We start from the raw sequence: 22,921 nt of genomic DNA, 5'->3' as shown, positions 1-22,921 counted from the left end.
ACTCAAACCGATTTTCTATTTTTTCCAGAATTCCGGGACAAACAGGATAAAGACGGTATAGACCTCAAGTCGGCCCAGGAGCATGCACAGCATCAAGACGACCTTGGCGGCCTGAGGGAGGTGCGCGTAGTTGTCAGTCGGGCCAACCGCGCCCAATCCTGGTCCGATGTTGCCTATAGTCGCAGCCACGGCCATAAAAGAGGTGGTCAGATCAATGCCCATCATGGTCAGGATGGTCGAAGCCACGAGAAAAAGAGAGAGGAACAGGATAAAAAATCCCCAGATAGAGGAAAGAACGTCATCTGGCACGACCTTGCCTTGGAGTTTGATCGGGATGACGGCATGCGGATGAATCAAACCTCTGAGCTCACGGTAAGTGTGCTTCAGGAGGAGCAGGATGCGGACGCACTTGATGCTCCCGCCGGTCGAACCAGCGGAGCCGCCGATAAAGATGAGGATAATGAGAATGATTCTGGCCAGGGAAGGCCATCGTTCAAAGTCGGCTGTGGTGTAGCCGGTGGTGGTCAGGATCGAGGCCGACTGGAAGGAGGCCTGGTGCAAGGATTCGGCTAAAGACGGGACATTGTTTCTCCATATTGACCAGGTCACCAGGATGGTCGCCAGAACGAAGACGCATAGAAAAAACCGCAGTTCTGAGTTCCGGTAAAAGGCCTTGAGGTTGCCAGTCAGGGCCTGGTAGTGCAGGGCGAAGTTGATGCCAGCCAGAAGCATAAAGACCGTGATGACAACGTCAAAATACACACTCTGGTAATGGCCGATACTGGCGTTTTTAGTAGAAAAGCCGCCGGTGGCCAGGGTGCCGAAGGTGTGGCAGAAGGAGTCGAAGAGGTCCATGCCGCCAAAATAAAGAAGGATAACCTCAGCCCCGGTGAAGATCAGGTAGACCTTCCAGAGGGTTTTGGCCGTCTCGGTGATGCGCGGCTGGAGTTTATCAGCCGTGGGACCCGGAACCTCAGCCTTGTAAAGCTGCATCCCGCCGACCCCGAGTAAAGGCAGGATGGCAATGGTCATGACAATGATGCCCATGCCACCCAGCCAGTGGGTCAGACTGCGCCAGAAAAGAATGCCTTTGGGGAGGGCCTCTATGTTCGTCAGGATGCTGGCCCCGGTGGTCGTAAAACCGGAAAGGGATTCAAAGAGACAATTCAGGTAGCTGGCCTGAATTCCGGACAGGTAGTAGGGTAAGGCTCCAAAAAAACCGGCCGAAAGCCATCCCAGGGCCACCACGGCCATGCCTTCTCGATGGCGAATTTCCTGGCCGGGTGATCGGCAGAACAGGATCAGGATCAGGCCGGAGAGGAGGGTCAGGAGGATACTGTGCAGCATGGCGAAGGCCAGGCCATCATTATATCCGATCGCCACGGCTAAAGGGGCGGTCATGGATAAGGCCAGGAAGAGGTTGAGTATCCCGATCAGATAGAAGACCAACCTCAGGTTCATCTAGAAATACTCCAGCTTGACCATAAAGGCCTTTTCTACCTTGCTGATGGCCTCCCGGCGCGTAAAGATTATGATTCGATCATCAGGTTGGATAATGGTCTGCCCGGTGGGGATGATGACATGATTCTGCCGTACAATGGCCGCGATAATTGCCTGGTGAGGAAACTTGATTTCCTCAATGGATCGCCCGACGATATCCGAGCTTTCCAAGGCCACGAATTCGATGGCTTCGGCGTCTTCACCTTTAAGGGCCGCCACGGAAACGACCTTGCCTCGACGGATATGCTGGAGGATGACCGAAATCGCTGAGAGGCGCGAACTGACCATTGTCTCGAGACCTATGGCCGTGACCAGGGGGATGTAAGAGAACTTATTGATCCGGGTAATGGCCTGCCGCGCCCCCAATCGTTTGGCCTGCAGACATGAGAGGACGTTTTCCTCCTCGTCATTGGTCAGGGCGATAAAGACGTCTGCATCGGCGACGTTCTCTTCCTCGAGCAGGGATTGGTCGGTGCCATCCCCTTTCAAGATGATGGTCTTGTTCAGGATTTCACTCAACTCCTGGCAAACTTCCACGTTTCTTTCGATCAGTTTGACCGTGACAGGCCAATCCTCCAAGGCCAAGGCCAGCCCCGTTCCGACCTGCCCGCCGCCGACGATAAAAATATTGCGCACCGCGGCTGAGGTTCGCCCGAAGATGCGCAGGATCCTTTCCACCTCTTCAGGCCGCGCTGGCAGATAAACCAGATCGCCGATCTCAAGCTGCGTCCCGCCGTGCGGGATGATCACGCTCGTGTCCCGGTAAATGGCGGCAATAAGGATGTGCTGCTCAGGATCAATTTCACGAAGCTGGGCCATGGTCAGACCGGCCAGGTTTGAATCAGGGGTTATCTTGAGCCCGATCAGCCTGACCAGGCCGTCCGCAAAGTCAACCACATCCATGGCGCCCGGAACCTCGAGCAGGCGAAGGATCGTCTTGACCACCTCCGCCTCAGGATTGATGACCAGGGATAAATCCAGCACCTCTCCAGTTATTAACTCTTCGATATTAAAGAAATCCTGGTTGCGGATGCGGGCGATGCGCGTCGTGCCCGTGGCAAGGAGGCGGCCCATGAGGCAGGTAACAAGATTGGATTCATCACTGTCAGTCACCGCAATGATCATGTCAGCGGATTCTATACCGGCCAGGCGCAGCAGGGTAGGGCTGGCTCCAGAGCCATGTAGGGTCTGAACGTCCAGGGTCTCACCGACCTCCTTGAGCCTCTCCGCATCCAGGTCTATCAGGACCACGTCTTTGTTCTCTTTGGAGAGCTTGTTAGCGATATGATAGCCGACCTCGCCGGCGCCGACGATGATAACCTTCAAGTCTTTATCCTTTCCAGGAGGCCCTGGAGTTTAAATTGTGTTCGTGGGTATGCTATAGCAGAGAACCTCACAGGATTCAAGTCGGCCAGCCCGAGGTTGATTGTCATAAACGAGGCCGGTACCCAGAAACAGTTCACAGGCCTTTTTGGATCAATAACCTCTATTCCTCTAAAAGATCGAACTCAACCACATAGACATTAGTCTTTTTTTCACGGCCGATGGTCGAGGTCGGGACGTCGCCGTAGTCGTGGCCAGGCCAGATGACCGTGTCGTCAGGCAAGGCCATCAGTTTCTTGATGGAATCCAGCAGGGCGGACAGGGAACCATATGGCAGATCGGTTCGGCCACCGCTGCCTACGAACAGGGTGTCGCCGGTAAAGAGCTGGCCTTCTCCAAGCAGGCAGAGGCCTCCAGGGGTATGACCGGGCGTATGAATAATCTCCAGATTGACCTGACCGACCCTGAAGGTCTTTTCCTGGTCCAGCCTGATATCAGCCGGGGGAGACTGAGCCAGGCCCCAGACCGAAGCCATGCGAGCGTTGCCTTTGATATTAAAGATATCATCATCCAAGGCATGCATCACAATGGCCGCCCCGGTTATTTCCTTCATGCGGGCGTTACCGCAGGTGTGGTCTGGATGGCCGTGCGTGTTGAAGATGTACTTGATGTTCAGGCCGGCTTCCTGCGCCGCGTCCTTGATGCGATCTTCGTCACCGGCCGGGTCTATTACCAGGGCCTCGTGCGTGGCCTCGCAGCCGATGAGGTAACAAAAAACAGCAAACTGTCCAACGAGGATTTGTGTGACGATCATCATCTGCTCCCGTGAGAGGCATCATCTGAAATCAGGGCCTACTAGTATCATAAAACCTAGTCAATTTTCAACCCAACCAGGGGCCATCCGGTGAATCAAAAAAAGAGCTGTAAATAAAAACGAAACAAGACGCTGTGATTTACCACATCCGCTCCAATTTTGAAAATGTTAAATGACATCATAAAACCAATCCCCGACCGCAGGCAGAAATTATCTTCAAGCCAGAAGCCGGGGACTTATTTGTTTGATCGAATAATGATTAAAAGTTGGATCAGGCTGCTAGAGCGATGAACTGTCTTTAGTTTTTTCGCAAGCTGATTCCAGATTTGGTTTTTCGAATGGAAAAGGCGTCGCCAATGGCAAACTTCATTTCCTCAACCATGCCGCGCGTTACCACTAAACTTCCCCGCTTATTAACCTTGATTGCCTTGATCTTCTTTGGTCGCCTAGTTTTCTTGAGGATGCGGCTGACGATGCCTTTGACCTTGCCTGTTTCTACCAGAGCGTCGAGATAAAATGATTTAAGCTGAGTTCTTGTCTTGAACCCAAACATGCTCATTGTCTCTTTTGCAGGCAACCCAGATTCTACAGCCTTGATCAACTTTGCTGAATCAACCACCTTTTTTCTTGCCATGTTTCCTCCTTTTCTGTTTAACAGTTGAGTTAATTCCTGATATCATGGACCATCTTTTACCTCTTTATGGTCGGTCAATGGGGTATTTCTTACGCCCGATCAAATAATCCGATCAAGTTTAAGCTAAACTTTCCAGCGGACTTGTCGAATATTCATATATGTAAACAGTCAAAATAACATCATTGCAAAACAACATAAAATTGATGAAAAACAAATGAGTGAATTTTATTTACCTAATAAAACAGTTGCTCAAGAATTGTCAAGAAAAAAATCGAATCTCTAGGCAGGAATTGATGAAAATGGTATTTGAATCAGATGGTCACCTTTTTGGGTGCGAATTCCCTCCATGAGAAAAAATAACTCATTTTCCCTAAGCAATTTTAACTCTTTATTACCTGATAGAAATTATGTTCCTCCTTTTAACAAAATGAAGGTTCAACACCGCCAGCAGTTCGTGAAATAATAGGGTCTGTATGATCGTTGTTATTCTTTTTTAAAGGCCATGGCTTTATCCAAGATTATTTAGCGATTATCATAATTGTATTCCTTTTAGCTTCCTGGTTTCAGAATCTGGATTCCTGCTTGCGCGGGAATGACAATAACTTCCACTGTCGTTCCCGCGAAAGCGGAAATCTATATCAGAGCATTTTTTTAGCAATTACTCTAAAATAACGACTCTTCCGTTCTTGACGCCCGATTCCTCTTGCCTTATACTTCTCCCTGTTAAAGACAGTTTTTGGGTATCATTGCTTCGGATTTGCAGGCGATCATTTTTTCAAGACGGTTTGACCTTCAATGCATTAAAAGGGCAAATGCGGGACAGGTTTGAGGCCGAAGGGCTTGCCTTCTGAGGCGGTTCGTGAAGGATTCAAGAATGAACCCTCCGGGAAAGGAGAGATCCAATGAAGAGAATCTTTATTTTTTTACTTGCCGCCGGTTTTTTTACCCTGGGAAGCGGGTGCGGGGTTCCGGAATCGGACTACAAACAGCTTGAATCCGAACTTGCTGCGGTCAAAGAGGAGCTGTCTCGGTCACAAGGAGAGCTTAACTCATTGGGAAAGGAGTTGCTTGACCTTCAGAAGGAAAACCAGGCCTTAAAAAAGCAGGCTGAAAAAGACAGGCTTGAGATCAAGCGGCCAGAAACCGTTACCAGGGCTAAGTCGGCTCTCCAGGGGCGGCAGCCGCAGGCTAAAAAGCCCCGGATTTACACGGTCAAACCGGGTGATACTCTATGGCAAATCTCCCGCAAGGCCGGTGTATCGGTTGAGGCCTTGATGAAGATCAATAATATTCAGGACACGGACATCAAGGTCGGGCAGGAGCTGCTTCTGCCTTGATAAAGAGTAAGTCCGAGCCTTGATGGGAAAGCAGGCTGCCTTCCTGCCTCTATTCTTTGGCTGCTGTCAACCTGGTCAGGATGCTGAGAAGGGAGGAGCCGGGGGGATGAGGCGCTGAATCAAGGGTTTCTTTAACGGCCTGAAGGCTAGCCTCCACGACCCGGGGGAGCCTCTGGGAGCGGGTCATCTGCCCTTGAAGTGTAGCCAGGTCTATCTCCAGGTCTTTCCGAGCCTGATCCTCAAGACCGAAATTTTCTAGAGAAGCCATCAGTTCTTCAATAAAACCTTCAAGGTCATCCGAGGGCTTTGGCCGGGCGGCGTCGGGTTCGATAGTTTGAGCTTTTTCCCACCCGGTCTCGGTCAAGGCCACCTTCCCGGACAGACTCTTTATCTCCAGAAGCCCTTGGCTGACCAGTTCCATGGACAGATTCTCCATCTCAGCCCGGTCCAGGCCCAGGCCCTGGCCCACGGTCCACATGCTAATAACGCTGTCAGGAGCGCCCTGAGTCTCCTTGAAGATAGCAGTCAACACCTTTAAAAGCATTTCGTCCAATTCAGCCTCATCGGCCATACGAACCCCTCCTCAGGATTTGGCCTGAGGTTATCACACCCCGACAAAGGCTCAGGCAAAGATGTCTTCCGGCATGTAGGGGTGAGTGCCTTCGATGACCTCTACGCCGCACTTGGCCTTGATCTTGGCCAGGATCGTATCCTTGTAAGGGCAGTGATCTATGACACAGGGAGCCACATGGACCTTGGTCACCTTTTCTTCCATGGGCGCGTTCCAGAGATTGACCTGAGCCAGCCTGGTGACAATGGTCGCGCCCGGGCAGTCACCACAATTCAAAAGGCCCATTAATCCAGCTTCCTGGTCCTTATAACGGCTGAACTCGCCTTCCCGTCGGTTAAATCCGACCATACATCTCGAACATCCGATACAGACGTCATCCATGGCCCGTTTACAGCCCACAATCAATATCTTTTCCATTTTCTTCTCCTTAGAGATGAAGAATTGCGGTTCATCTCCGGTTTTGTTGATCATTTTACCAGTGTTTCGCAGTCAATTATTGGTATTGGATTGTAATATAATCAGTTGCAATTTCAATAGATTGGAATGATTCTATGTAAATAGGCCGGTCGGTTCAGCCAGAGTGTTATTGATTAAACACTCGGCTTTAAAAAAATTCCCCTTAATCCCCCTTTAGAAAAGGGGGATTTTTAGCACTCCCACCTTTTGTAAAGGGAACTGGGAGGATTTCCCCAGGCATTAAAAATATTAGATTGCTCCTAAATTCAACAATATCAGAACCTTAATCAATAAACCCGTGGATAAGCCACTTTGCTCGAATTTTTTCTGATGTCAAATATCTGGTTACATAGTTTTTTTTCATCAATTCTTTTGGAGATGAACTGAAATCAATAACAAGTCAAGGGAGGGACTTTTTTAAGTTCCCCCTAAAGTATGGTCTTCCTTGAAGAATCAGACTGGCCTCAGAACGCTTCCCTTTTTATCGTGCTGATCCAATGGTGAACCGTCCGGCGCGGAGTTCCTCCATCAGCTCCTGTTCATTCTGGACGTCCCGTTCGAAAACAGTGATCCATTTTCCGACTTCATCAAGGTTATGGGCATCGCTGCCTGCCGTGCCCGGGAGGCCCAGGCGTTCGGCCACCTGGCTGGCCATATCGTTCTCCTGTTCATTGAGCTTGCCATTTCTGACCTCAATGCTGTCTATGTACTGAAAGACCTTTCGCTTGCAGGCCTGGTCCACATTCATCTTGAGCTGGCCAATTCCGAAAGTTTTAAAGCCGCGGAAGGGATGAGCCGCGATCATAAAACCATTGGCCTCTCTGACCTTGTTGTGAAGAACTTTGATGGGCACCACCCCCTGGAGGTCCTCCTCATACCCAAAGACCAGGATGTCCCCCTGATTGGTGGTGATCTCATTTCCTCTGAAGATTTTGATGCCTTCGTCCCGGGCCAGTTCATCCACCTCGTGAGGGTCCCAGATAACCTGGTGTTCGGTCAAACAGAATCCGTCCAGGCCTAACCGCTTGACTTCCTGGATCAGGTCAGGAGGATCAATGTGGCTGCAGAGAGAGCGGGGGCTGGTGTGTATATGCAGATCAACGCGCATCTCAACCCCCTAGCTTCGGGCCAGGCAGGAACCCTGGATATCTGGATGTTCCTTGACCCAGCTCCGGGTGAACTCATTCTGATCAATGGTTGCATCCTCCATGACGGGCTGATAAAGCTCTCTGGCCATTCGGGCCTGATCCAGGCACCGGCCGCATTCGATCAGAATCTCGGCGAAATGCTCACAGCCTTTGCGCCCAATTTCCCTCATGATCTGGGAATCCCAGCCTTCCTCCCGAAGCGATATCCCGACGGCCATTTGAAGGACATCCACCGCTTGGGGGCATATGGGGGTGGTATATCGTTTCATCCATCCCTTAATGGCCACGATCTCGCCTTCAGGGATGCGGACATCCACTTCTATTTCCATATCATAGATGTGGTCTGTCTGGGAGCCGTGGAACCGCACGGTTTTATCGTCCGGAAACTCCGCCCCAACGATTGAACTTCGACTAAATGTAATCATCTTTTCACTCCTTAAAGGCCGAGGCCCTGCATGATAGGGCTGTCGTCAGCAAAGGCGATGCAGCTTCGAACCAGACGAGGATTTCTTTTCAAATTTTCACGCCCTCTGGCAATTTGCTCTTCCTCGGTTAACACCAAACCGTCTCCAGCCTGAATACCCGGTCTGGTGAAATGAAGAATAACGGCGTTACAGCACTCCAGCACTCCAGCAGTCAAAGTGCTGCATCCATCAGGACCGTCTATCAATCCTTTTACGATCTTGCGCAAGCCCGGTCCGATGCGAACCCCTTCAACTTTTTCAATCAAATCCGGAACGGACGCACACGCTGCATGAGGCGCACGAATAATGCGGGCCTGTGCTTCCGTTATTTCCAAATCCGGAGGAAGGACTTTCATCTGGATTTCAGCTTCTAATAAGTCGTCGGCAAGTTTCCACGTTACAGCCAGTTCTCCATCAGCCAGAGGTTCCACCTCAACGACCTTTTCCCTTAAAAAGCGTAAAACCATTTTTATACTCCTGTAACCATGATATCAGCGGAAATCACGCTTCAGATGTTTTCTTCTTTTCCTTGCGTTCCTGCTGAATTTTTTTTAATTGCTCCCAAAGCTCCTCAACCTGTTTACGCGTATCTTCAAGTGAACCTGAGTTATCAACAAGCAAATCGCAATAGCCTTTTTTCTCTTCGACAGATAACTGGGACTTGATTATATTCATAGCCATTTCTTCCGTGATATTGTCCCGTTCCACGAGACGTTTAACCTGTACTTCCTCCGGGGCATAAACCATTAAAAGATGATGAAAAATAGGATGCATGTTCGTTTCTATCAGGAGAGGTATCACCACCTGAATGATAGCATCCGGGTCCTGACGAGCGTATTCCTCAACCAGTCTGGCAAATTCCTCCCCGATTCTTGGATGAATGAAGCCTTCGAGTTTTTTCCGCTTCTCCATGTCTTGAAAAACGATCTCAGAAAGTTTTTTCCGGTCTAAAGCACGATCTTCCTGGAGGACCTGCTCCCCAAAGAAATTAACGATGTCCTGCCAGGCAGGTTTATCCGGGTCCACGACCACCCTGCTGAGCACATCAAAATCAATAATCGGTGCGCCCAGTTCTTCCAGCATTTTCGCAACAGCAGTCTTACCGGTGGCAATGCCCCCGGTAACGCCTAGAAGCAGTCTGTTGTCTTTTCCTCTTAAAGCGAGATATCTTTCCTGGCCGCTGTAGGTTTCCGGAAAGGCGTGGGCCACGTCTTGTTCAGCACCCGCGTAGCTGATGGGGTAGCGAATGCCTCTTTTGTAAAGAGCCTCCATCCCCCGAAGAGCCTTTTCCATCAACTCGGCTGGCACCGCCATGACCAATTCATCATCCTGAGCGTGACCATAGCGGCGCTCACCATAGCAGGGGATGGTCAGGGAAGGTTTGTTCGTCAAATAGCACCTGGCAATAGCGTCAGCACAGGACGTTTCACCGACACAATAGAATTCCATGACCTCATAGTCTTCGAATTGCAGGGAGTTAATAAGAAGCATCATTTGAGCCGGATTGGCATAGATAAGGACAATATCAGGCTCAAATGGTTTATAGACGAGCGGCGCCATTGCCACTGCCTCATATTTTCCCAGGGGCAGGCGAGGAATCGAGTTTTCATACTTCTTGCCATCTGCCCGGCTCTGGGTCCAGACGATACTTCTAAATATCCCCTCTTTCATGAATTGAGGGATATCAGAAAGACCGATAATAGAAGCGCAGTTATTGCCCAGAAGACCGTCAACATCTGCACCAACTGTCCAATCAAAACTCCTGACAAGGTTGATGAGCTGGCAAAGTGTAGATGGGTGATCTAACCTGCGCATAAATAGGATTTCATCAAGCTTTGTTTTATCCTCCAGCAGTTTAAAGGCTACTGGAAAGGATTTTAGCCTCATCAACAATTCCATCCTTCGAATCAATTTTTCCCAGTCACGACTTGTATTCATTGCCTTCTCCTTGTTTTCGTATTTAAGCCGGCTATCTGCAAAATGACCGGCCAAAGCCAAGTTTAACCATTTTAGCTTATTATTAATCAGTATGTCAATGCTGGCACAGGTTTATAAAACAGGCAATACTTCACGATCAATTTTATAATTCCTTCTTTTACAAGGATTTCCCCCGATTGACTTCAACTCTTCCTTGATTTTTCCAGTAATAAGATAAGGAAAAGGTGTTTCAAGAACGCCTTGCATTTTTCTTTTTTCGAATCCTTTTCGCCTGTACGGCGATGGTTTCGAGGAGTCTCTTTTGGTTGGTGGATATCCAGGGCCCCTCACAATCAATAGCGACATAGGGAACATCGCTTCTATTGGCCAGAGGCCGGATGATCGCTTGTGAGTTCATAGCGGGCTGGCAGTTAAACGAACCCAGATTTACCAGGCCGTCATATAAGCCGCTTTTGATGGAGCAGACGTACCTCCCGGTGATGATGGAGGTTTCAGTCATTCCATTATAGGAAACATACTGATGGCCTTCCTGGGCCAGTTCGGAAAAGGGGATGGGCTCGTCAAACAGGAGGCCTGATTTTTCCATAATTTCGCGAAACTGCTTGCGCAGGGATTCAATGAGAAAGACGCCTAACCTGGCCTTTCTCGCAGTCAAGGCCTCTTTTTTATCTTTTTTCGGGGGCTTGAAGGAGAAGTGTTCCTTTGGCGTGATCAGACCCTTTTTAAAGCCGTATCTGACAAGGTTTTCCGCTTCTATCCAGCAGGAGCCTTCGGCATAATCAACCACCTTGGGAAGGATACCCTGTTCGATAAAATAACTGGTGGCCGGATAATGGACAAACAGTAGATTTAACCCTCCGAAGATCAACACCTTTGGGGTTTCCTCGACTGAAGCCTTAAGAGGTATTTGGGCCATCTTTTCCGCCCATGCGTTTAAAGCCGGTTCAATGGCCTTATCCCCCAGTTTGAAAGACGCAGTGAATCGTTCGAACTCAGCTTCGAACGTCTTTAGAGCCGCATCTTTGTCTTGCGCCAGGCATTTCAGCGTATTTTCCGCCTCTTCGAACGAATCTCCCAGAAGGAGACACTTGTTCACCGTCCTGGTGTGTTCATCCCCTAGCCCGAGCTGGTTGTTCGCCAGGCTGGGCATGACGCCGGAGATGACATTTTTTAAATTAAGCCGCTGGACAAAAGTCTCCCAAACCACGGGCCATGCGCCATTCTGGCAGGGCCCCTGCTGATCCAGGGTGATGTAAATTGATATTTCATCCTTGCTTCGTTGGTGGTAAATATCTTTTAATACGGCCCCGACCATGGCGGTCATGGGGATGCATTCCCGGCCTGAGCACACTTTTTTGGCGTACTGCATCACCTCGGTACTGGTCGCATCGCAGAACCTGAATTTCCGCCCGCTTCTTTCATAAACTTTAGCAATCATACGCAAGGTAAAGCGGCTGTGGTCAATAGTCCAGATATGCACCAGGCGCGGGTCGTCATATTCCACCCTCTGGCCATCGCTAGCTATAATGTAGTCAAATTTTTCAGAAAGCCGTGCCCGTTTGGCTTGCGGTTGATCCATGGATTTTTCTCCTTGGCGCGAGCTCACTTCGGTTTTTGGTCTTCTCCCTTGCGCCGCCGCCCTTCAATAATATCAAGGAACGCGCCCACGCGCGTCTCAAAACCGGCATGGGCCGTGTGTGAATCAATCTCAAGGTAACAGAAGGTCTGCCCCGAGAGCGTCTGGCGGAAGTAGTGATACATGCTGGCGTCAGGTCCGCAGGAAAAACAGGAAAGAAGGCAGATATATAAATTGGAATTATTCTGAACATGCCTCACAGCATTGCTGATCTGTTGGGTAAAGTGCCAGACATCACGCTGAGGCAAAGCGTCACTTAATGGAGGCAGCATATCAACCGGCACGACATGAAAGCCTCTACTGGTGATCTTGCGAGGCAAGGCCAGGTTCACCTCGGAGGAGCAGGTAGAATAAGGCCGGCCCGCCAGGACGACCGTTGGCTCCCTGGCCAAGGCTTCCAGTTCCTCTCTAGCTCGTTCTCGATAGACCTTCTTAAACTTTTCATAGTGCCACACGGCTTCCTGGCCCGCTTTTTTGGCCGTGTCCTCATCCAACCCCAGTAAAAGGCCCATCTCCTCAATCTCTTTGAAGGTCGTTTCCATGAGGTCCCTGGAAAGCGCAATATGGGGGGAGAGAATTTTATCGGCCGCCTCTTCAAAGGCTGCCCGTATGACATCCGGTATAATGGTCGTCGAAGGACAGGTGTAGCTGTGAAGAGCACCTTCAGGTATTTCCAGTTCAATGACATGAGGTAAAAGGATAAAATCAACCTCCCGGTTCAAAAGGTCATGGACGGCCCCGTGGACAACCTCGCAGGGATAACAGATGGCTGAGGTCGCTTTGGCGTTTCCAGCCTTGGAAGGGTTTGAAAGCACGACGTCATAACCCAAGGCGTTGATGAGTTTTACATAAAAAGGAAAGAGTTCAAGGGTGGTGAGCGCCATGGGCAGACCGATGGCGCCGCGCCGGTTTTCCACGGGTTGAGGCCCGAATTCCTCGAACATGATCCTGTTTCGTAAAGCCACCAGGTCGCGGCCCTCTTTCACCTGGTCGCCTTCATGACGCAGTTTTTCATATTTGGAACAAAGCCCCCCAAAGGGGTAACTCTTGCCTCTGATGACAATGCTCTGGATTTCGCATTTATTTTCGCAGGCTTTACAGCGGAAGGTTTCTTTGACTTGCAGCTCGCCCTGGATGAGGTCCTCAAGCTTATAAACCTTCTCATGAGCGTCATGCTGACGCAGGAGATCCCTGGTCATGAGACCGATCCCCACAGCCCCCATAAGTTCGGGGTGGGGAGGCACCACGATCTTGCGCTGCGTCCGGGCGGCCATGGCCAGGGCCACCGCCTTATTCAGGGCCACGCCGCCCAGGAAGAGAAGATTCATCCCCACGTGCCGGGGACCGACAATGCGCGAGTTATAATTCTCGGCAATAGAATAGACCAGACCGCCAATGACATCTTCCCGGCTGGCCCCCTGCTGCAGAGCGTTCCTTAAATCAGTATTGATAAAAGCGGCGCACCGTTCGCCAAAGGCAATCGGATAAAGGCTTTCTTCGGCCAGGCGGCTGATCTCCTCCATGGCGACACCCATGTCCACGGAGGCCGATTCCTCGAGAAAACTGCCTGTTCCGGCTGAACACCCCTCGTTCATGGCGTAATCAATCGGAATCCCTTTCAGGAAAGAGATGAATTTCGAGTCCTGGCCGCCGATTTCAAAGACCGTATCTACGTCCGGGACTTCTTCGGAGGCCGCTCGGGCATGAGCCAGGATTTCATTAAAGGTGAGGCAGTTGTCCAGATACACTGAAACCATCTCCCTGGCTGAACCGGTCGTGCCAGCTTGAATGATTTTTATGAATTTTAACCCGACCTGCTCGATGAGTTCTTCCAGACACCTCTTTGTCGCCAGAACTGGATTCCCCAAAGTACGGAGATAACAGCTCGCGCCCACCGAACCGTCGGCCGCATTGAACAGCACCGCTTTGGTGGTGGTTGAACCGGCATCCACGCTCAGGATATAAGAAGCGCCTTCAATGATTTCTTTAGGGGTATTCGCCTGAACCCTGTAATCCAGGAGCGGCTCGGCCTCCTTGAGCGGTTTGAGCGTTTCGAACTCGATCTCCGCAGTCCTGATCCATTTGTTGATTGAAGGGGTGGTGGTTTTGGGGGGTAGTTCCGAGGCGTAAAGAGAGGCCCCGAAGGTTTCAAGGTAGGGACTTTCCAGGAGCACCTTCACTTCTGCGTCTTTGTGGAACCGGCGAAAGCTTTCAACAAAGAGCTCGTTCCTGGCCACCCCGCCGGAAATCACGATCAAGCGCGTCGGCCACCCGGCCAGGTCAACCATTTCGCTGACCTTTTTCGCCAGATCATGGATCAGGGATTTTGCGATGTCCCCGGGTTGACATTCACCTTTGTTGAGCTTATGAGTGGCGTCAGACTTACAGTGCACGGAACATCGGGTGGCCAGCTGAATAATCCTGCCATTTTCACTTGCCTTAAGGCCCTCCTTAAGAGACAGGCCCATCCTTTGAAATTGCTGGACAATGAATTCTCCGGTGCCTGCGGCGCACTTGGAAGTCGAAATAATATTTTTTATGAGGCCGTCCTTCATGGGGTAGACGCTGAATGTCTCCCCGCCCAGGGACAGGAGAATGTCGGGCTTAAGATCGTGAAACGCAAGGGCCTTTTCCAGGCATTCCGTCTCGGCCCGGTAAGGCAGGTCCAGGAGAAGCCTGGCCGCCTGGCCGGTCACGACGAGACGCGCATTATTTCCAGACTTATGGCGTTCAAGAAGTTCCCGGACCTTTTGCCTGGGGTTGCCTCCATGCTGGATCACCTCAGCCATGGTCTCTCCATCTTTTGTCCGGCGAACCCATTTCACGGAAACAGCGCCAATTTCCAGTCCTGCAAAAAATGATACGGAATCTTTATCAAGTTCTTCCTGGCTCATCCCTTAAGCCTCGGTGATACCTCATACTATTTTTCGTTTTTTCCTCATGACCCTTAAAATAACTTACCAGGGAGATACCATGAATGACGTGGTAAAAGCAACGGTCATGGCCTTCTTTTTGAGGAAATCTACGGCCCTGGGGGGTCCAGGGGAGCAGTGAGGCTAAAAATCTGGGAGACTTATGGGCGGATTCTAGCAACTGGTAAAAATTTGGAAAAAACTAAAGGAGGGTTGACCTGGCAGCGCTGCCATGACACGCCATTTGATATTGTTATAAAATGTCATGGCGAGGAGCGTCAGCCATGAAGCAGTCCTAAAATTTTCATTCGGAACGTATTTTTGTCATGCTCTCTAAAAGGCAGGCCCTAGAGACTGCTTAAGCATTGATATCATCCTGATTGAGGGGCTAGGGGAGATAACCCTTAATACCGGCCGCCGTGCTCCTTTTTCACCTGGTCTCGATCTATTCCTCCATCCTGATTCCTGGGCAGGGCGTCCACAAAGGTCACGTATTTCGGTTTCTTATAGCGCGCAATCTTGGAGGCTACGAAGTCAATGAGTTCCTGATCTTCAAGGGACTGGCTCGGTTTGAGGACGCAGACGGCCTTGATGGCCTCGCCCCACTGCACGTCCGAGACCCCGATGACGCTTACCTCTGCCACTGCTTCGTGTGCCAGGATCACCTTTTCGACTTCAGCTGGATAGACATTCTCTCCGCCGGGCTTGATGAGTTCCTTCTGGGCCTTCCGCTTGACATACCAGAGGTACCCCTCCTCGTCAAAGCGCCCGATGTCTCCGGTGTGATGCCAGCCGTTCCGGAAGGTATAGGCATTGTCTTCGTCACATCCCCAGTATCCAAGAAAGACGGCCGGAGAACGGACGCAGATCTCTCCAGGAGTTCCCACTGGAACCTCGTTGTCATAGTCGTCAAAGAGGGCCACCCTTGCCAGCGGAGAAGGCCTGCCTGCGCTCCCGGGTTTTTCAAAAGCAGGGCCTCCGGTGACGACCATGGCCTCTGTCTGTCCGAAACCGGTCCAGTAGGTGACCTTTGGCACAAGTTTGAGGAACCGGGTAATATTGTCTGGATGATCGAGGCCCGTGACGTGCCGCAGACTCGAGAAGTCATAGGAGCCTTCCTCATACTTGTCCATGACCATTTTCAGGATCGGGGCAAAGTTGAAGAAGACCGTGCCTTTCTCCTCGTCAATGAGCTGGCAGGTCAGCTCCGCATCAAAGCGTTCGAGTATGGCATTCTTTCCTCCAGCCTGCATCGTGGCCAGAGTCAGGTTCAACCCGGCGATGTGAAACAAAGGCAGGACGCCGACGCAGCAGTCGTCTATCCCCATATTATACTGGCCGGCCATCATCAAGTTCGAATAGACAAGGTTGGCCTGACTCAGAAGGGCCCCTCTGGGCCGCCCCTCAACCGCGGCCGTGTGGATGATCACAAAACCGGAGTCAGCCGAAACGTCCCCTGCTCCTGGCGCCTCGTCGTCCAAATACAGCTCCTCGAACGGATGAAACGCTTCCGGGACTTCGCCTTTGCCAATGGTATAGCGCCTTTCAATGGATTTCACGTTTCGGGCCGCTGCTGCAACCAGTTCCTGGTAATCGGAGCTGGCAAAGACGACCTTGGGGGTGCAGTCATTGAGCACGTATTCCACTTCGTCCGGTTTAAAACGCCAGTTCACCGGGAGCATGATGGCGCCGATCTTTGCGACCGCCCCGTAAAGGAACATGAACTCATCGCTGTTATGGGCCACCACGCCTAAACGATCGCCTGGAGTGACGCCCGATTTTATGAGACCCGCGGCCAGCCGGTCGCATTGATCTTTATAGTCTTTAAAACTTAGACGGGTGTCCTTGTAAACGATGCAGTCGCGATTCGGATAGAGCTGGGCATTGCGGCAGATGAAATCATATATGGTGTAATCATGAATTCCCATGGTCTTCAACTCCTTATTGAGGCTGGTCCGAATGCTTCCTCAGCCAAGAGATCCTTTAGCCTGAAAATCTACTCCGAGATGTAAGGCAGGGGCCAGATCCGGAAGTAATCCCGTATCCTGATCCATACCCCCACCAGTCCTTCCGGCCTGAAAATGATGAACAGAACAATCAGCCCGCCGAAGACCAGTTCCTTCATCGGTCCAAGGAACATGGTTATATTGGGGTCATAGACCTGGGCCAGATAGGCCACAATTAAATCCAGCAGAACGGGTATCAGGGTAATGAAAATGACGCCGAAGACCGTACCGATTAGAAACCCGAGACCTCCAATCAAAACCATGGCCAGCAGGATGATGGAGTTATAAAAGACGTAGTCTTCAGGGATGGCCGTTCTGAGCAGCGAGGCATAGAGCGCACCGGCGACACCGGCGTAAAAAGCACTGATGGCAAAGGCCAGGAGCTTGTAACGGAAGATCGGTATGCCGATGATTTCAGCGGAGACATCGTTGTCCCGTATGGCGATGAAGGCGCGACCGATCTTGGAGCGGGTAATATTTTTTGCGCCCCACATCAAAAAAACCGTCACCACGAAGAGGAACATGCAGAAGGCCTGGTTACTTTCGAGTGAGATTCCAAAAAAAGCGGGCGTTGGAAGCTCGATCCCCCGGATGCCTCGAGTCAGGCCGTCCCAGTGGATGATGAGATATTCGATCACGATCTGGAAGGCCACGGTAGCGACCATGAGATAGAAACCCTTGATGCGCAGGGAAGGAATTCCCACGATGAGTCCGAACAAGGCAGCCACCAGACCGGCCAGCACCACCGACAGTACAAAGGGGCATCCGACTTTGGTAATAAGAAGGGCGGAAGTGTAAGCGCCGACGCCCATGAAAGCGGCATGGCCGAGGGAAAGAAGCCCGGTAAAGCCCATCAGGAGGTTGAGGCCTATGGCCGCAATGAGATTGATCAGAATCAGGTTCAGAATAAAATAATGATACTCGTTGGCGCCGATCCCGAAGGTTGATCCAATCACTGTTATCACAGCCAGGATAAGAAGAATGGTAAACCACACCCTTTTGAACAGGGTGCGAAAGATCCTTTCGTCCTCCCGATAGCTAAAGACAGCAGTGGAAGAAAAAATGGAGCTATAGACCTCAGACAAGGATTTCACGAATAGACCCCCTCGATGGCAACCGTCCCCTTAAAGGTGGAGATTCGACCGTCTTCATAGCGTATCTCAATATCAAAATGATGTTCCTTTTGAGATTCATAAAGATCATTGATCAGAGCGCTGTATCTCTCGGTGACAAAGGCCCGCCTGACCTTTCTCGTTCTGGTCAGTTCGCCGTCGTCAGGATGAAGCTCCTTGAGGAGGATGGCGAATCGCTTTATCCTGATGTTTTCTGGAAATCGTTCGCACAGCTTCTGGATTTCTTTCTGAACCAGCTCGTAGATCTCAGGCCTTTGAGAGAGGTCCTGGAAGGTGGTATAGGACATGCCTCTTTTTTTGGCCCAGTTTCCAACGTTTTCGAGATCAATGCTCACAATGGCTACAACGTAGGGCTTCTCCGCCCCGCAGACCATGACCTCATAGATGTAAGGGCTGAACTTGAGCCGGGTCTCTATGTCCTGCGGGGCAAATCTGGTGCCATCCTCAAGGGTCATGATGTCCTTGAAGCGGTCGAAGACGTAAAGATGTCCATCCTCGCCGAAATATCCGGCGTCACCCGTGCGAAGGTAACCGTCCTCGGTAAAGCCCTCCTGAGTGTCTTTGTCTTTTTTATAGTACCCAAGGTGGAGATTTGATCCCTTCACCAGAATCTCGCCGTCCTCAGAGACCTTGACCTCAACGTCAGGGATCGGCACCCCGACCGTCTCGGGCCTGACGTCGTCCTCCCAGTGGGTGGTGGCGATGCCAGCACATTCAGTCTGGCCGTAAACCTGGCGCAGATCAATCCCCAGGGACTTGAAATACTTGAAGACCTCCGGTGAAATGGCCCCGCCGCCGGTAACAGCCATTTTCACCCGTCCCAGGCCGACCTTGTTCTTGAGGGACCGCAGAACAGAAAAATTCAGCAGGTGAAAAAGAATTCGGTTCCATGCCCCGGCCTTCTCGCCGGTCAGTTCGGCCTCGGTGTGTTTCAGGGCCGTCCGGGTGGCCAGGTTATAAAAATATCGTTTGAAGAAATCGGCATTGTCCATGGCGGCCTGGATGGTGGAGATGAGAAACTCCCAGGTGGCTGGAGTTCCGCCGAAATAGAAAGGCTGAAGTTCGATGAGGTCTTTGCGGAGTGTTTCGGTTTCCTCCGGGAAACTATAATGAGCCCCGACCATCAGCCACCGGGTCACGGTATAGAGCTGCTCCCCGATCCAGGCCAGGGGGGCGATAGAGAGAAGTTCATCCCCTCTTTTCATGTTCACCATCCGGCCGTAGCTTTCAGAGGCCTGGATGAGGTTCTGGTGGCTGAGGACAGAAAGCTTTGGCTCGGCGGTCGTTCCTGAGGTGGGCAGCATTATGGCCGCTTGAGCCGGATCAATCGCCTCGGCTTTTTTCAGCAGGTAATCCTTCTGATCCGCTTCTGCTTCAGCCCCAATCTGAAGTACTGTTTCAAACCGCTCCAGGAAGGGGTATTCCTCGTAATAATGGCTCATGCCGCGAGAATCCCAGACAATGACCTTCTCGACCCCAGCCTTGATTTTTTCCCAGATCGCCAGAACCTTGTCCACCTGTTCCTGATCCCGGGCCACCAGGAATCTGGAGTCAGAATAAATGATCAGGTAGGCCATCTCCTCAGCCAGGCTGTCAGGATATACACCGGTGGGGATACCTCCGGCCGCCATGCATCCAAACTCGGCGATGATCCATTCCGGTTTGTTGTCCCCGATGATGGTCAGTTTGTCGTCTGTCTGAAACCCCAAGGCCCTCAGGCCCAAGGCAAAACGCTGCACGTCCTCCTGAAACTCACGCCAGGTCATTGGACTCCAGACGCCATACCTCTTCTCCCGAATGGCGACCTCATCCGGAATCTCAGCCGCATTCTTGACGATAAGACCGATTAAGATATCCTCAAGCATAATCTCACCATATCTACTTGAATAATCTTTTATAATATTTGTTTTATTCCTACTGCCTCCCCAGATAGGCCTCGATGACCTGAGCGTCTTTCTGGACTTCCCAGGGAGTTCCTTCCGCGATCTTTATCCCGAAATTCAGGACGCAGACGCGGTCTGACAGATCCATGACCGGGGCCAGGTCGTGTTCGATCCAGACGATGGTCACGCCCAGGTCCCGCTGGACATCCAGGATATAACTCGCAATATCCTCCTTCTCCTCAACGGCCATTCCGGCCATGACCTCATCCAGAAGGAGCAGCTTCGGTTTCATGGCCAGGGCCCGGGCCATATCCACCCGCTTCCGAACGCCAAAGGGAAGGATCCCGACCGGGGTGTAGCGAAAGCTTGAAAGGCCCATAAAATCAATGATCTCCTCCTCGATTTGCTGGCGGTGCTTCATTTCGTCGCGATAGACGTTGGGCAGCCGAAGAAAGCTGCCCAGGAGCGAAAACTTCATGAGGAAGTGACGGCCCAGTTTGATATTGTCCAGCACGGTCATGCCCTGAAAAAGCTCCACCTTCTGGAAGGTCCGGGCTATTCCAAGGGTGGCCACAACGTGGGGCTTAATGCCTTCCAATTTCCTTCCATCAAAGGTGATGCGACCTCGATCCGGCCGGTAATGCATATTGATGCAGTTGATCAAGCTTGTCTTGCCTGCGCCGTTGGGCCCGATTATTGAGAAGATCTCGCCGCTTCGCACCGAGAGATTGATATCACTCAGCACCTTTATGCCTCCAAAAGAGAGGTGCAGATCTTCTATCTCTAAAAGGATGCCGTCTTTCGCTGCGTTTATAGCCATCGTTTCCGTCTCTTGTATCGTTTGGCGTCCTTGTAGCTTTTTCGTTCCTTTTCCCCCGATCCCAGATAGAACTCCCGGACGTCCTCGTTTTCCAGAAGCTCATCCGCCTTGCCTTCAAGAACGATGCGCCCCATCTCGATAACATAGCCGCGTGTGCCGATATTGAGGGCGGCAAAGGCGTTTTGCTCCACGAGCATGATGGTGATCCCTGCCTCGTTGAGCCGCTTAATGATACTGAAGAGCTCCTCGGTGATCAGGGGGGCCAGTCCCAGGGAAGGCTCATCCAGGAGCATCATCTTGGGCTTGGTCATGAGGGCCATACCAATGGCGAGCATCTGTTGTTCACCACCCGAAGCATAGCCGGCCCTCTTGTTTTTCAGGGGTCCGAGCACCGGGAAGTACTCGAAGACCTGCTCCATATCGGCCTTCACCTGTCTGTCCCATCGGGAGTAAGAGGCGGCGGCCAGGTTTTCTTCGATGGTCAGGTACCAGAAGACCGGCCGATCTTCCATGACATAGGTCAGGCCGTATCGTTTCATAATATCGGTGGCATCCAGCCCCTTGATGGAGGCCCCGTTCATTTTGATATCGCCGTCAATGATGTCGCCATCGTAAAAGTCAATCATGCCCGCAATGGCGCGCAGGAGGGTGGTCTTACCCGCACCGTTGGCCCCGATGATGACCAGGATCTCGCCATCCTTGATCTCCAGGGACATCCCGTTCAAAACAGAGATCACGTCGTGATAAACGACTCTTAAGTTTTCAATAGCCAGCATGCCTAAACCCTCTCGATGCGAACGGTCCCGAAGAGGCCGTAGGGCCGGAAGAAAAGCACGATCAGCATCAGAAAATAGGGGGCCACATCCTTGAAACCGATCAGACCCATGGGCTCTATATAGGCGCCGGCCAGGGCCTCACAGACGCCTATAATGATCCCGCCGACCAGGGCGCCGCCAATGCTGTCCATCCCGCCAATGAGCACGACCGGGATGGCCCGCATGCCCACGATTCCGGAGCCAAAGGCCAGGGCGCCGAAGTTGGAAATCATGATCCCGGCCACGGCGATGCAGACTGCGCTGATGGCCCAGATCATAAGTAATATGAAGCGGGCGTCTATGCCAAAGGCCATAGCCTTGGCCTGGTCCTCGGAGACGGCTCGAATGGCCAGCCCCCAGCGCGTGCGAAAAAGAAAGAAGATCACCAACCCAAACGTTATTATAGAGAGAATTCCAGCCCAGGTCGGATCGGACAGGAACAGGAAATCTCCTCTTTCTAAAGTAATGTCTGGCAGATCGAGAAAGAAAGAGTACGTGTCCGATCCAAAAATAAGCTGAACAGATGCCCTTAAAAAGAAGATCAATCCGAGGGCGACCATGGTCATGGAGATAGGATTCCGTCCGAGCAGGGGTTTGATGGTCAGCCGTTCAATAATTAATCCCACCATGCCCGCGGCGGCCAGCCCCAAGGGTAGTGCGACAATGAAACGAAGAAGGGGGTTGGCAAGGAGGGACGGAAGATTCAGACCATAAAAAATTATGTAAAAGGTTGAAAAACCGGCCACCAGCCCAATGAGAAGAGAAATAATAAAGTGAAGATTCCTATCGAAGATCAGTACATAAGAGAAAAATATAAAAATCAGAATTCCTAAGACGAGAGCTCTACTCAAGGAAAGATTTTTATCAAAAAACAGGATGTAAAAAAGGAAGGAGCCGATAACCAGAAACTCTCCGATGGCGAAGTTAAAGGCCTCTGAGGCCTTGAAGATAATAACGATACAAAGACCCAAAAGTGCATAAACCAAACCGATTAAGATGCCATTGCCCAGAGCCTGCAAAAGACCAATCATAGTGACCCCTCGGATGTTAGTATTTATATTTCACTGGACGTCTTTCGATCCTGAGTTCGCTCGCCGACCTGTGCACCGATAGCGCGGGCGGTTCCTCCCTGCCTTGATCCTAGCCTTTGCCATGAAGCAGGCATGATATTATTTCAGTACAGGCCGTGATTATTGGAAAGGATCCCACACGGTCATGCCATGTGGGATCCGGTATTGATGCGTTCTATCTACCACTTAACCTCGTCTGTATTGATCCAGTCGGTAATGGGGACCACTTTTCCTGTGGGGAACTTTTTGCCTTTGACCTCGACCATTTTGACATGGGCCTTGAACATCCTCAACATGGGGATGGTATGGGACTTGTAGGAAAACGTCTTTCCTTCGAACAATCCCTTAAAATCCCAGACCATGTTGTCCAGGGCCTTTTTAACTCCGAGCCGCGTCAGTTCGCCGGCGTTGTCGGCGTCGGTCAGGGCCTTCTGTATCATCAATGCGTAAGTCAGTCCCTC

The 22,921-nt window shown here is 51.3% G+C and carries 20 protein-coding genes; 1 reads left to right on the top strand and 19 read right to left on the bottom strand.

The features are described 5' to 3' along the window. Positions 1-15: 15 nt before the first annotated feature. From JRI95_05835 to JRI95_05820, 4 genes are all read right to left on the bottom strand, one after another. Positions 16-1,461: a TrkH family potassium uptake protein gene (locus JRI95_05835; GenBank protein ID MBW2061072.1), complete on the bottom strand. Its 1,446-nt coding sequence runs from the start codon at positions 1,459-1,461 to the stop codon at positions 16-18. Further along, the gene (gene trkA, locus JRI95_05830) at positions 1,462-2,826 is read right to left on the bottom strand and encodes a Trk system potassium transporter TrkA (protein MBW2061071.1); all 1,365 of its coding nucleotides are present in this window, start codon (positions 2,824-2,826) and stop codon (positions 1,462-1,464) included. It abuts the gene before it with no gap. A 160-nt stretch (positions 2,827-2,986) separates the two neighbouring features. Continuing rightward, a complete protein-coding gene (locus tag JRI95_05825) occupies positions 2,987-3,637 on the bottom strand; it encodes an MBL fold metallo-hydrolase (protein ID MBW2061070.1) in 651 nt (216 codons plus the stop codon). 298 nt (positions 3,638-3,935) lie between these two features. Next, entirely contained in the window at positions 3,936-4,271 is a 336-nt protein-coding gene (locus tag JRI95_05820; GenBank protein ID MBW2061069.1) for a hypothetical protein, read from the bottom strand. Between the two features lie 902 nt (positions 4,272-5,173). Here JRI95_05820 and JRI95_05815 point away from each other — a divergent pair. After that, the gene (locus tag JRI95_05815; protein ID MBW2061068.1) at positions 5,174-5,608 is read left to right on the top strand and encodes a LysM peptidoglycan-binding domain-containing protein; all 435 of its coding nucleotides are present in this window, start codon (positions 5,174-5,176) and stop codon (positions 5,606-5,608) included. Between the two features lie 49 nt (positions 5,609-5,657). Here JRI95_05815 and JRI95_05810 read toward each other — a convergent pair whose 3' ends face one another. The 15 genes from JRI95_05810 to JRI95_05740 form a co-directional block, all read right to left on the bottom strand. Beyond that, the gene (locus tag JRI95_05810; GenBank protein ID MBW2061067.1) at positions 5,658-6,179 is read right to left on the bottom strand and encodes a hypothetical protein; all 522 of its coding nucleotides are present in this window, start codon (positions 6,177-6,179) and stop codon (positions 5,658-5,660) included. 51 nt (positions 6,180-6,230) lie between these two features. Continuing rightward, a complete protein-coding gene (locus JRI95_05805) occupies positions 6,231-6,596 on the bottom strand; it encodes a CGGC domain-containing protein (protein MBW2061066.1) in 366 nt (121 codons plus the stop codon). 520 nt (positions 6,597-7,116) lie between these two features. Then, positions 7,117-7,743: a PHP domain-containing protein gene (locus JRI95_05800; GenBank protein ID MBW2061065.1), complete on the bottom strand. Its 627-nt coding sequence runs from the start codon at positions 7,741-7,743 to the stop codon at positions 7,117-7,119. Between the two features lie 9 nt (positions 7,744-7,752). After that, the gene (locus JRI95_05795) at positions 7,753-8,208 is read right to left on the bottom strand and encodes a DUF2889 domain-containing protein (GenBank protein MBW2061064.1); all 456 of its coding nucleotides are present in this window, start codon (positions 8,206-8,208) and stop codon (positions 7,753-7,755) included. Positions 8,209-8,219: 11 nt separating this feature from the next. Then, positions 8,220-8,714, bottom strand: coding sequence for a DUF2889 domain-containing protein (locus JRI95_05790; GenBank protein MBW2061063.1), 495 nt, complete (start codon positions 8,712-8,714; stop codon positions 8,220-8,222). A 34-nt stretch (positions 8,715-8,748) separates the two neighbouring features. After that, a complete protein-coding gene (locus JRI95_05785; GenBank protein MBW2061062.1) occupies positions 8,749-10,185 on the bottom strand; it encodes a dephospho-CoA kinase in 1,437 nt (478 codons plus the stop codon). 229 nt (positions 10,186-10,414) lie between these two features. Further along, complete coding sequence (locus tag JRI95_05780) at positions 10,415-11,764, bottom strand: hypothetical protein (protein MBW2061061.1); 1,350 nt, start codon at positions 11,762-11,764, stop codon at positions 10,415-10,417. Positions 11,765-11,787: 23 nt separating this feature from the next. Beyond that, on the bottom strand, positions 11,788-14,715 hold the full coding sequence (locus JRI95_05775; GenBank protein MBW2061060.1) for a hypothetical protein: 2,928 nt from the start codon (positions 14,713-14,715) through the stop codon (positions 11,788-11,790). Between the two features lie 422 nt (positions 14,716-15,137). Beyond that, positions 15,138-16,661 (bottom strand): AMP-binding protein, encoded by a 1,524-nt coding sequence (locus tag JRI95_05770; GenBank protein MBW2061059.1) that lies wholly within the window; start codon positions 16,659-16,661, stop codon positions 15,138-15,140. Positions 16,662-16,729: 68 nt separating this feature from the next. Next, the gene (locus JRI95_05765) at positions 16,730-17,833 is read right to left on the bottom strand and encodes a branched-chain amino acid ABC transporter permease (protein ID MBW2061058.1); all 1,104 of its coding nucleotides are present in this window, start codon (positions 17,831-17,833) and stop codon (positions 16,730-16,732) included. Beyond that, positions 17,830-19,737 (bottom strand): AMP-binding protein, encoded by a 1,908-nt coding sequence (locus tag JRI95_05760; GenBank protein MBW2061057.1) that lies wholly within the window; start codon positions 19,735-19,737, stop codon positions 17,830-17,832. Before JRI95_05760 ends, JRI95_05765 begins: the two co-directional genes overlap by 4 nt. A gap of 49 nt (positions 19,738-19,786) precedes the next feature. Then, positions 19,787-20,575, bottom strand: coding sequence for an ABC transporter ATP-binding protein (locus JRI95_05755; GenBank protein MBW2061056.1), 789 nt, complete (start codon positions 20,573-20,575; stop codon positions 19,787-19,789). Continuing rightward, positions 20,566-21,351 (bottom strand): ABC transporter ATP-binding protein, encoded by a 786-nt coding sequence (locus JRI95_05750; GenBank protein ID MBW2061055.1) that lies wholly within the window; start codon positions 21,349-21,351, stop codon positions 20,566-20,568. The genes JRI95_05755 and JRI95_05750 overlap by 10 nt, the downstream gene beginning before the upstream one ends. 2 nt (positions 21,352-21,353) lie before the next feature. Further along, the gene (locus tag JRI95_05745; protein MBW2061054.1) at positions 21,354-22,421 is read right to left on the bottom strand and encodes a branched-chain amino acid ABC transporter permease; all 1,068 of its coding nucleotides are present in this window, start codon (positions 22,419-22,421) and stop codon (positions 21,354-21,356) included. Positions 22,422-22,639: 218 nt separating this feature from the next. Continuing rightward, positions 22,640-22,921, bottom strand: a 282-nt coding sequence (locus JRI95_05740) for a hypothetical protein (GenBank protein ID MBW2061053.1), incomplete at its 5' end; no start/stop codon positions are given.

The sequence above is a fragment of the Deltaproteobacteria bacterium genome, assembly GCA_019308995.1.
Classification (GTDB): Bacteria; Desulfobacterota; Desulfarculia; order Adiutricales; family JAFDHD01; genus JAFDHD01.
The sequence above is the reverse complement of the archived record's forward strand: the minus strand, read 5'-3'. Positions and strand labels throughout refer to the sequence as shown.

What these genes read in the sequence shown, in the direction of transcription:
- JRI95_05835 (MBW2061072.1), bottom strand. Translation starts at nt 1,461, where the DNA reads ATGAACCTGAGGTTGGTCTTCTATCTGATCGGGATACTCAACCTCTTC.
- JRI95_05825 (MBW2061070.1), bottom strand. Translation starts at nt 3,637, where the DNA reads ATGATCGTCACACAAATCCTCGTTGGACAGTTTGCTGTTTTTTGTTAC.
- JRI95_05820 (MBW2061069.1), bottom strand. Translation starts at nt 4,271, where the DNA reads ATGGCAAGAAAAAAGGTGGTTGATTCAGCAAAGTTGATCAAGGCTGTA.
- JRI95_05815 (MBW2061068.1), top strand. Translation starts at nt 5,174, where the DNA reads ATGAAGAGAATCTTTATTTTTTTACTTGCCGCCGGTTTTTTTACCCTG.
- JRI95_05810 (MBW2061067.1), bottom strand. Translation starts at nt 6,179, where the DNA reads ATGGCCGATGAGGCTGAATTGGACGAAATGCTTTTAAAGGTGTTGACT.
- JRI95_05805 (MBW2061066.1), bottom strand. Translation starts at nt 6,596, where the DNA reads ATGGAAAAGATATTGATTGTGGGCTGTAAACGGGCCATGGATGACGTC.
- JRI95_05800 (MBW2061065.1), bottom strand. Translation starts at nt 7,743, where the DNA reads ATGCGCGTTGATCTGCATATACACACCAGCCCCCGCTCTCTCTGCAGC.
- JRI95_05795 (MBW2061064.1), bottom strand. Translation starts at nt 8,208, where the DNA reads ATGATTACATTTAGTCGAAGTTCAATCGTTGGGGCGGAGTTTCCGGAC.
- JRI95_05790 (MBW2061063.1), bottom strand. Translation starts at nt 8,714, where the DNA reads ATGGTTTTACGCTTTTTAAGGGAAAAGGTCGTTGAGGTGGAACCTCTG.
- JRI95_05785 (MBW2061062.1), bottom strand. Translation starts at nt 10,185, where the DNA reads ATGAATACAAGTCGTGACTGGGAAAAATTGATTCGAAGGATGGAATTG.
- JRI95_05780 (MBW2061061.1), bottom strand. Translation starts at nt 11,764, where the DNA reads ATGGATCAACCGCAAGCCAAACGGGCACGGCTTTCTGAAAAATTTGAC.
- JRI95_05775 (MBW2061060.1), bottom strand. Translation starts at nt 14,715, where the DNA reads ATGAGCCAGGAAGAACTTGATAAAGATTCCGTATCATTTTTTGCAGGA.
- JRI95_05770 (MBW2061059.1), bottom strand. Translation starts at nt 16,661, where the DNA reads ATGGGAATTCATGATTACACCATATATGATTTCATCTGCCGCAATGCC.
- JRI95_05760 (MBW2061057.1), bottom strand. Translation starts at nt 19,737, where the DNA reads ATGCTTGAGGATATCTTAATCGGTCTTATCGTCAAGAATGCGGCTGAG.
- JRI95_05755 (MBW2061056.1), bottom strand. Translation starts at nt 20,575, where the DNA reads ATGGCTATAAACGCAGCGAAAGACGGCATCCTTTTAGAGATAGAAGAT.
- JRI95_05750 (MBW2061055.1), bottom strand. Translation starts at nt 21,351, where the DNA reads ATGCTGGCTATTGAAAACTTAAGAGTCGTTTATCACGACGTGATCTCT.
- JRI95_05745 (MBW2061054.1), bottom strand. Translation starts at nt 22,421, where the DNA reads ATGATTGGTCTTTTGCAGGCTCTGGGCAATGGCATCTTAATCGGTTTG.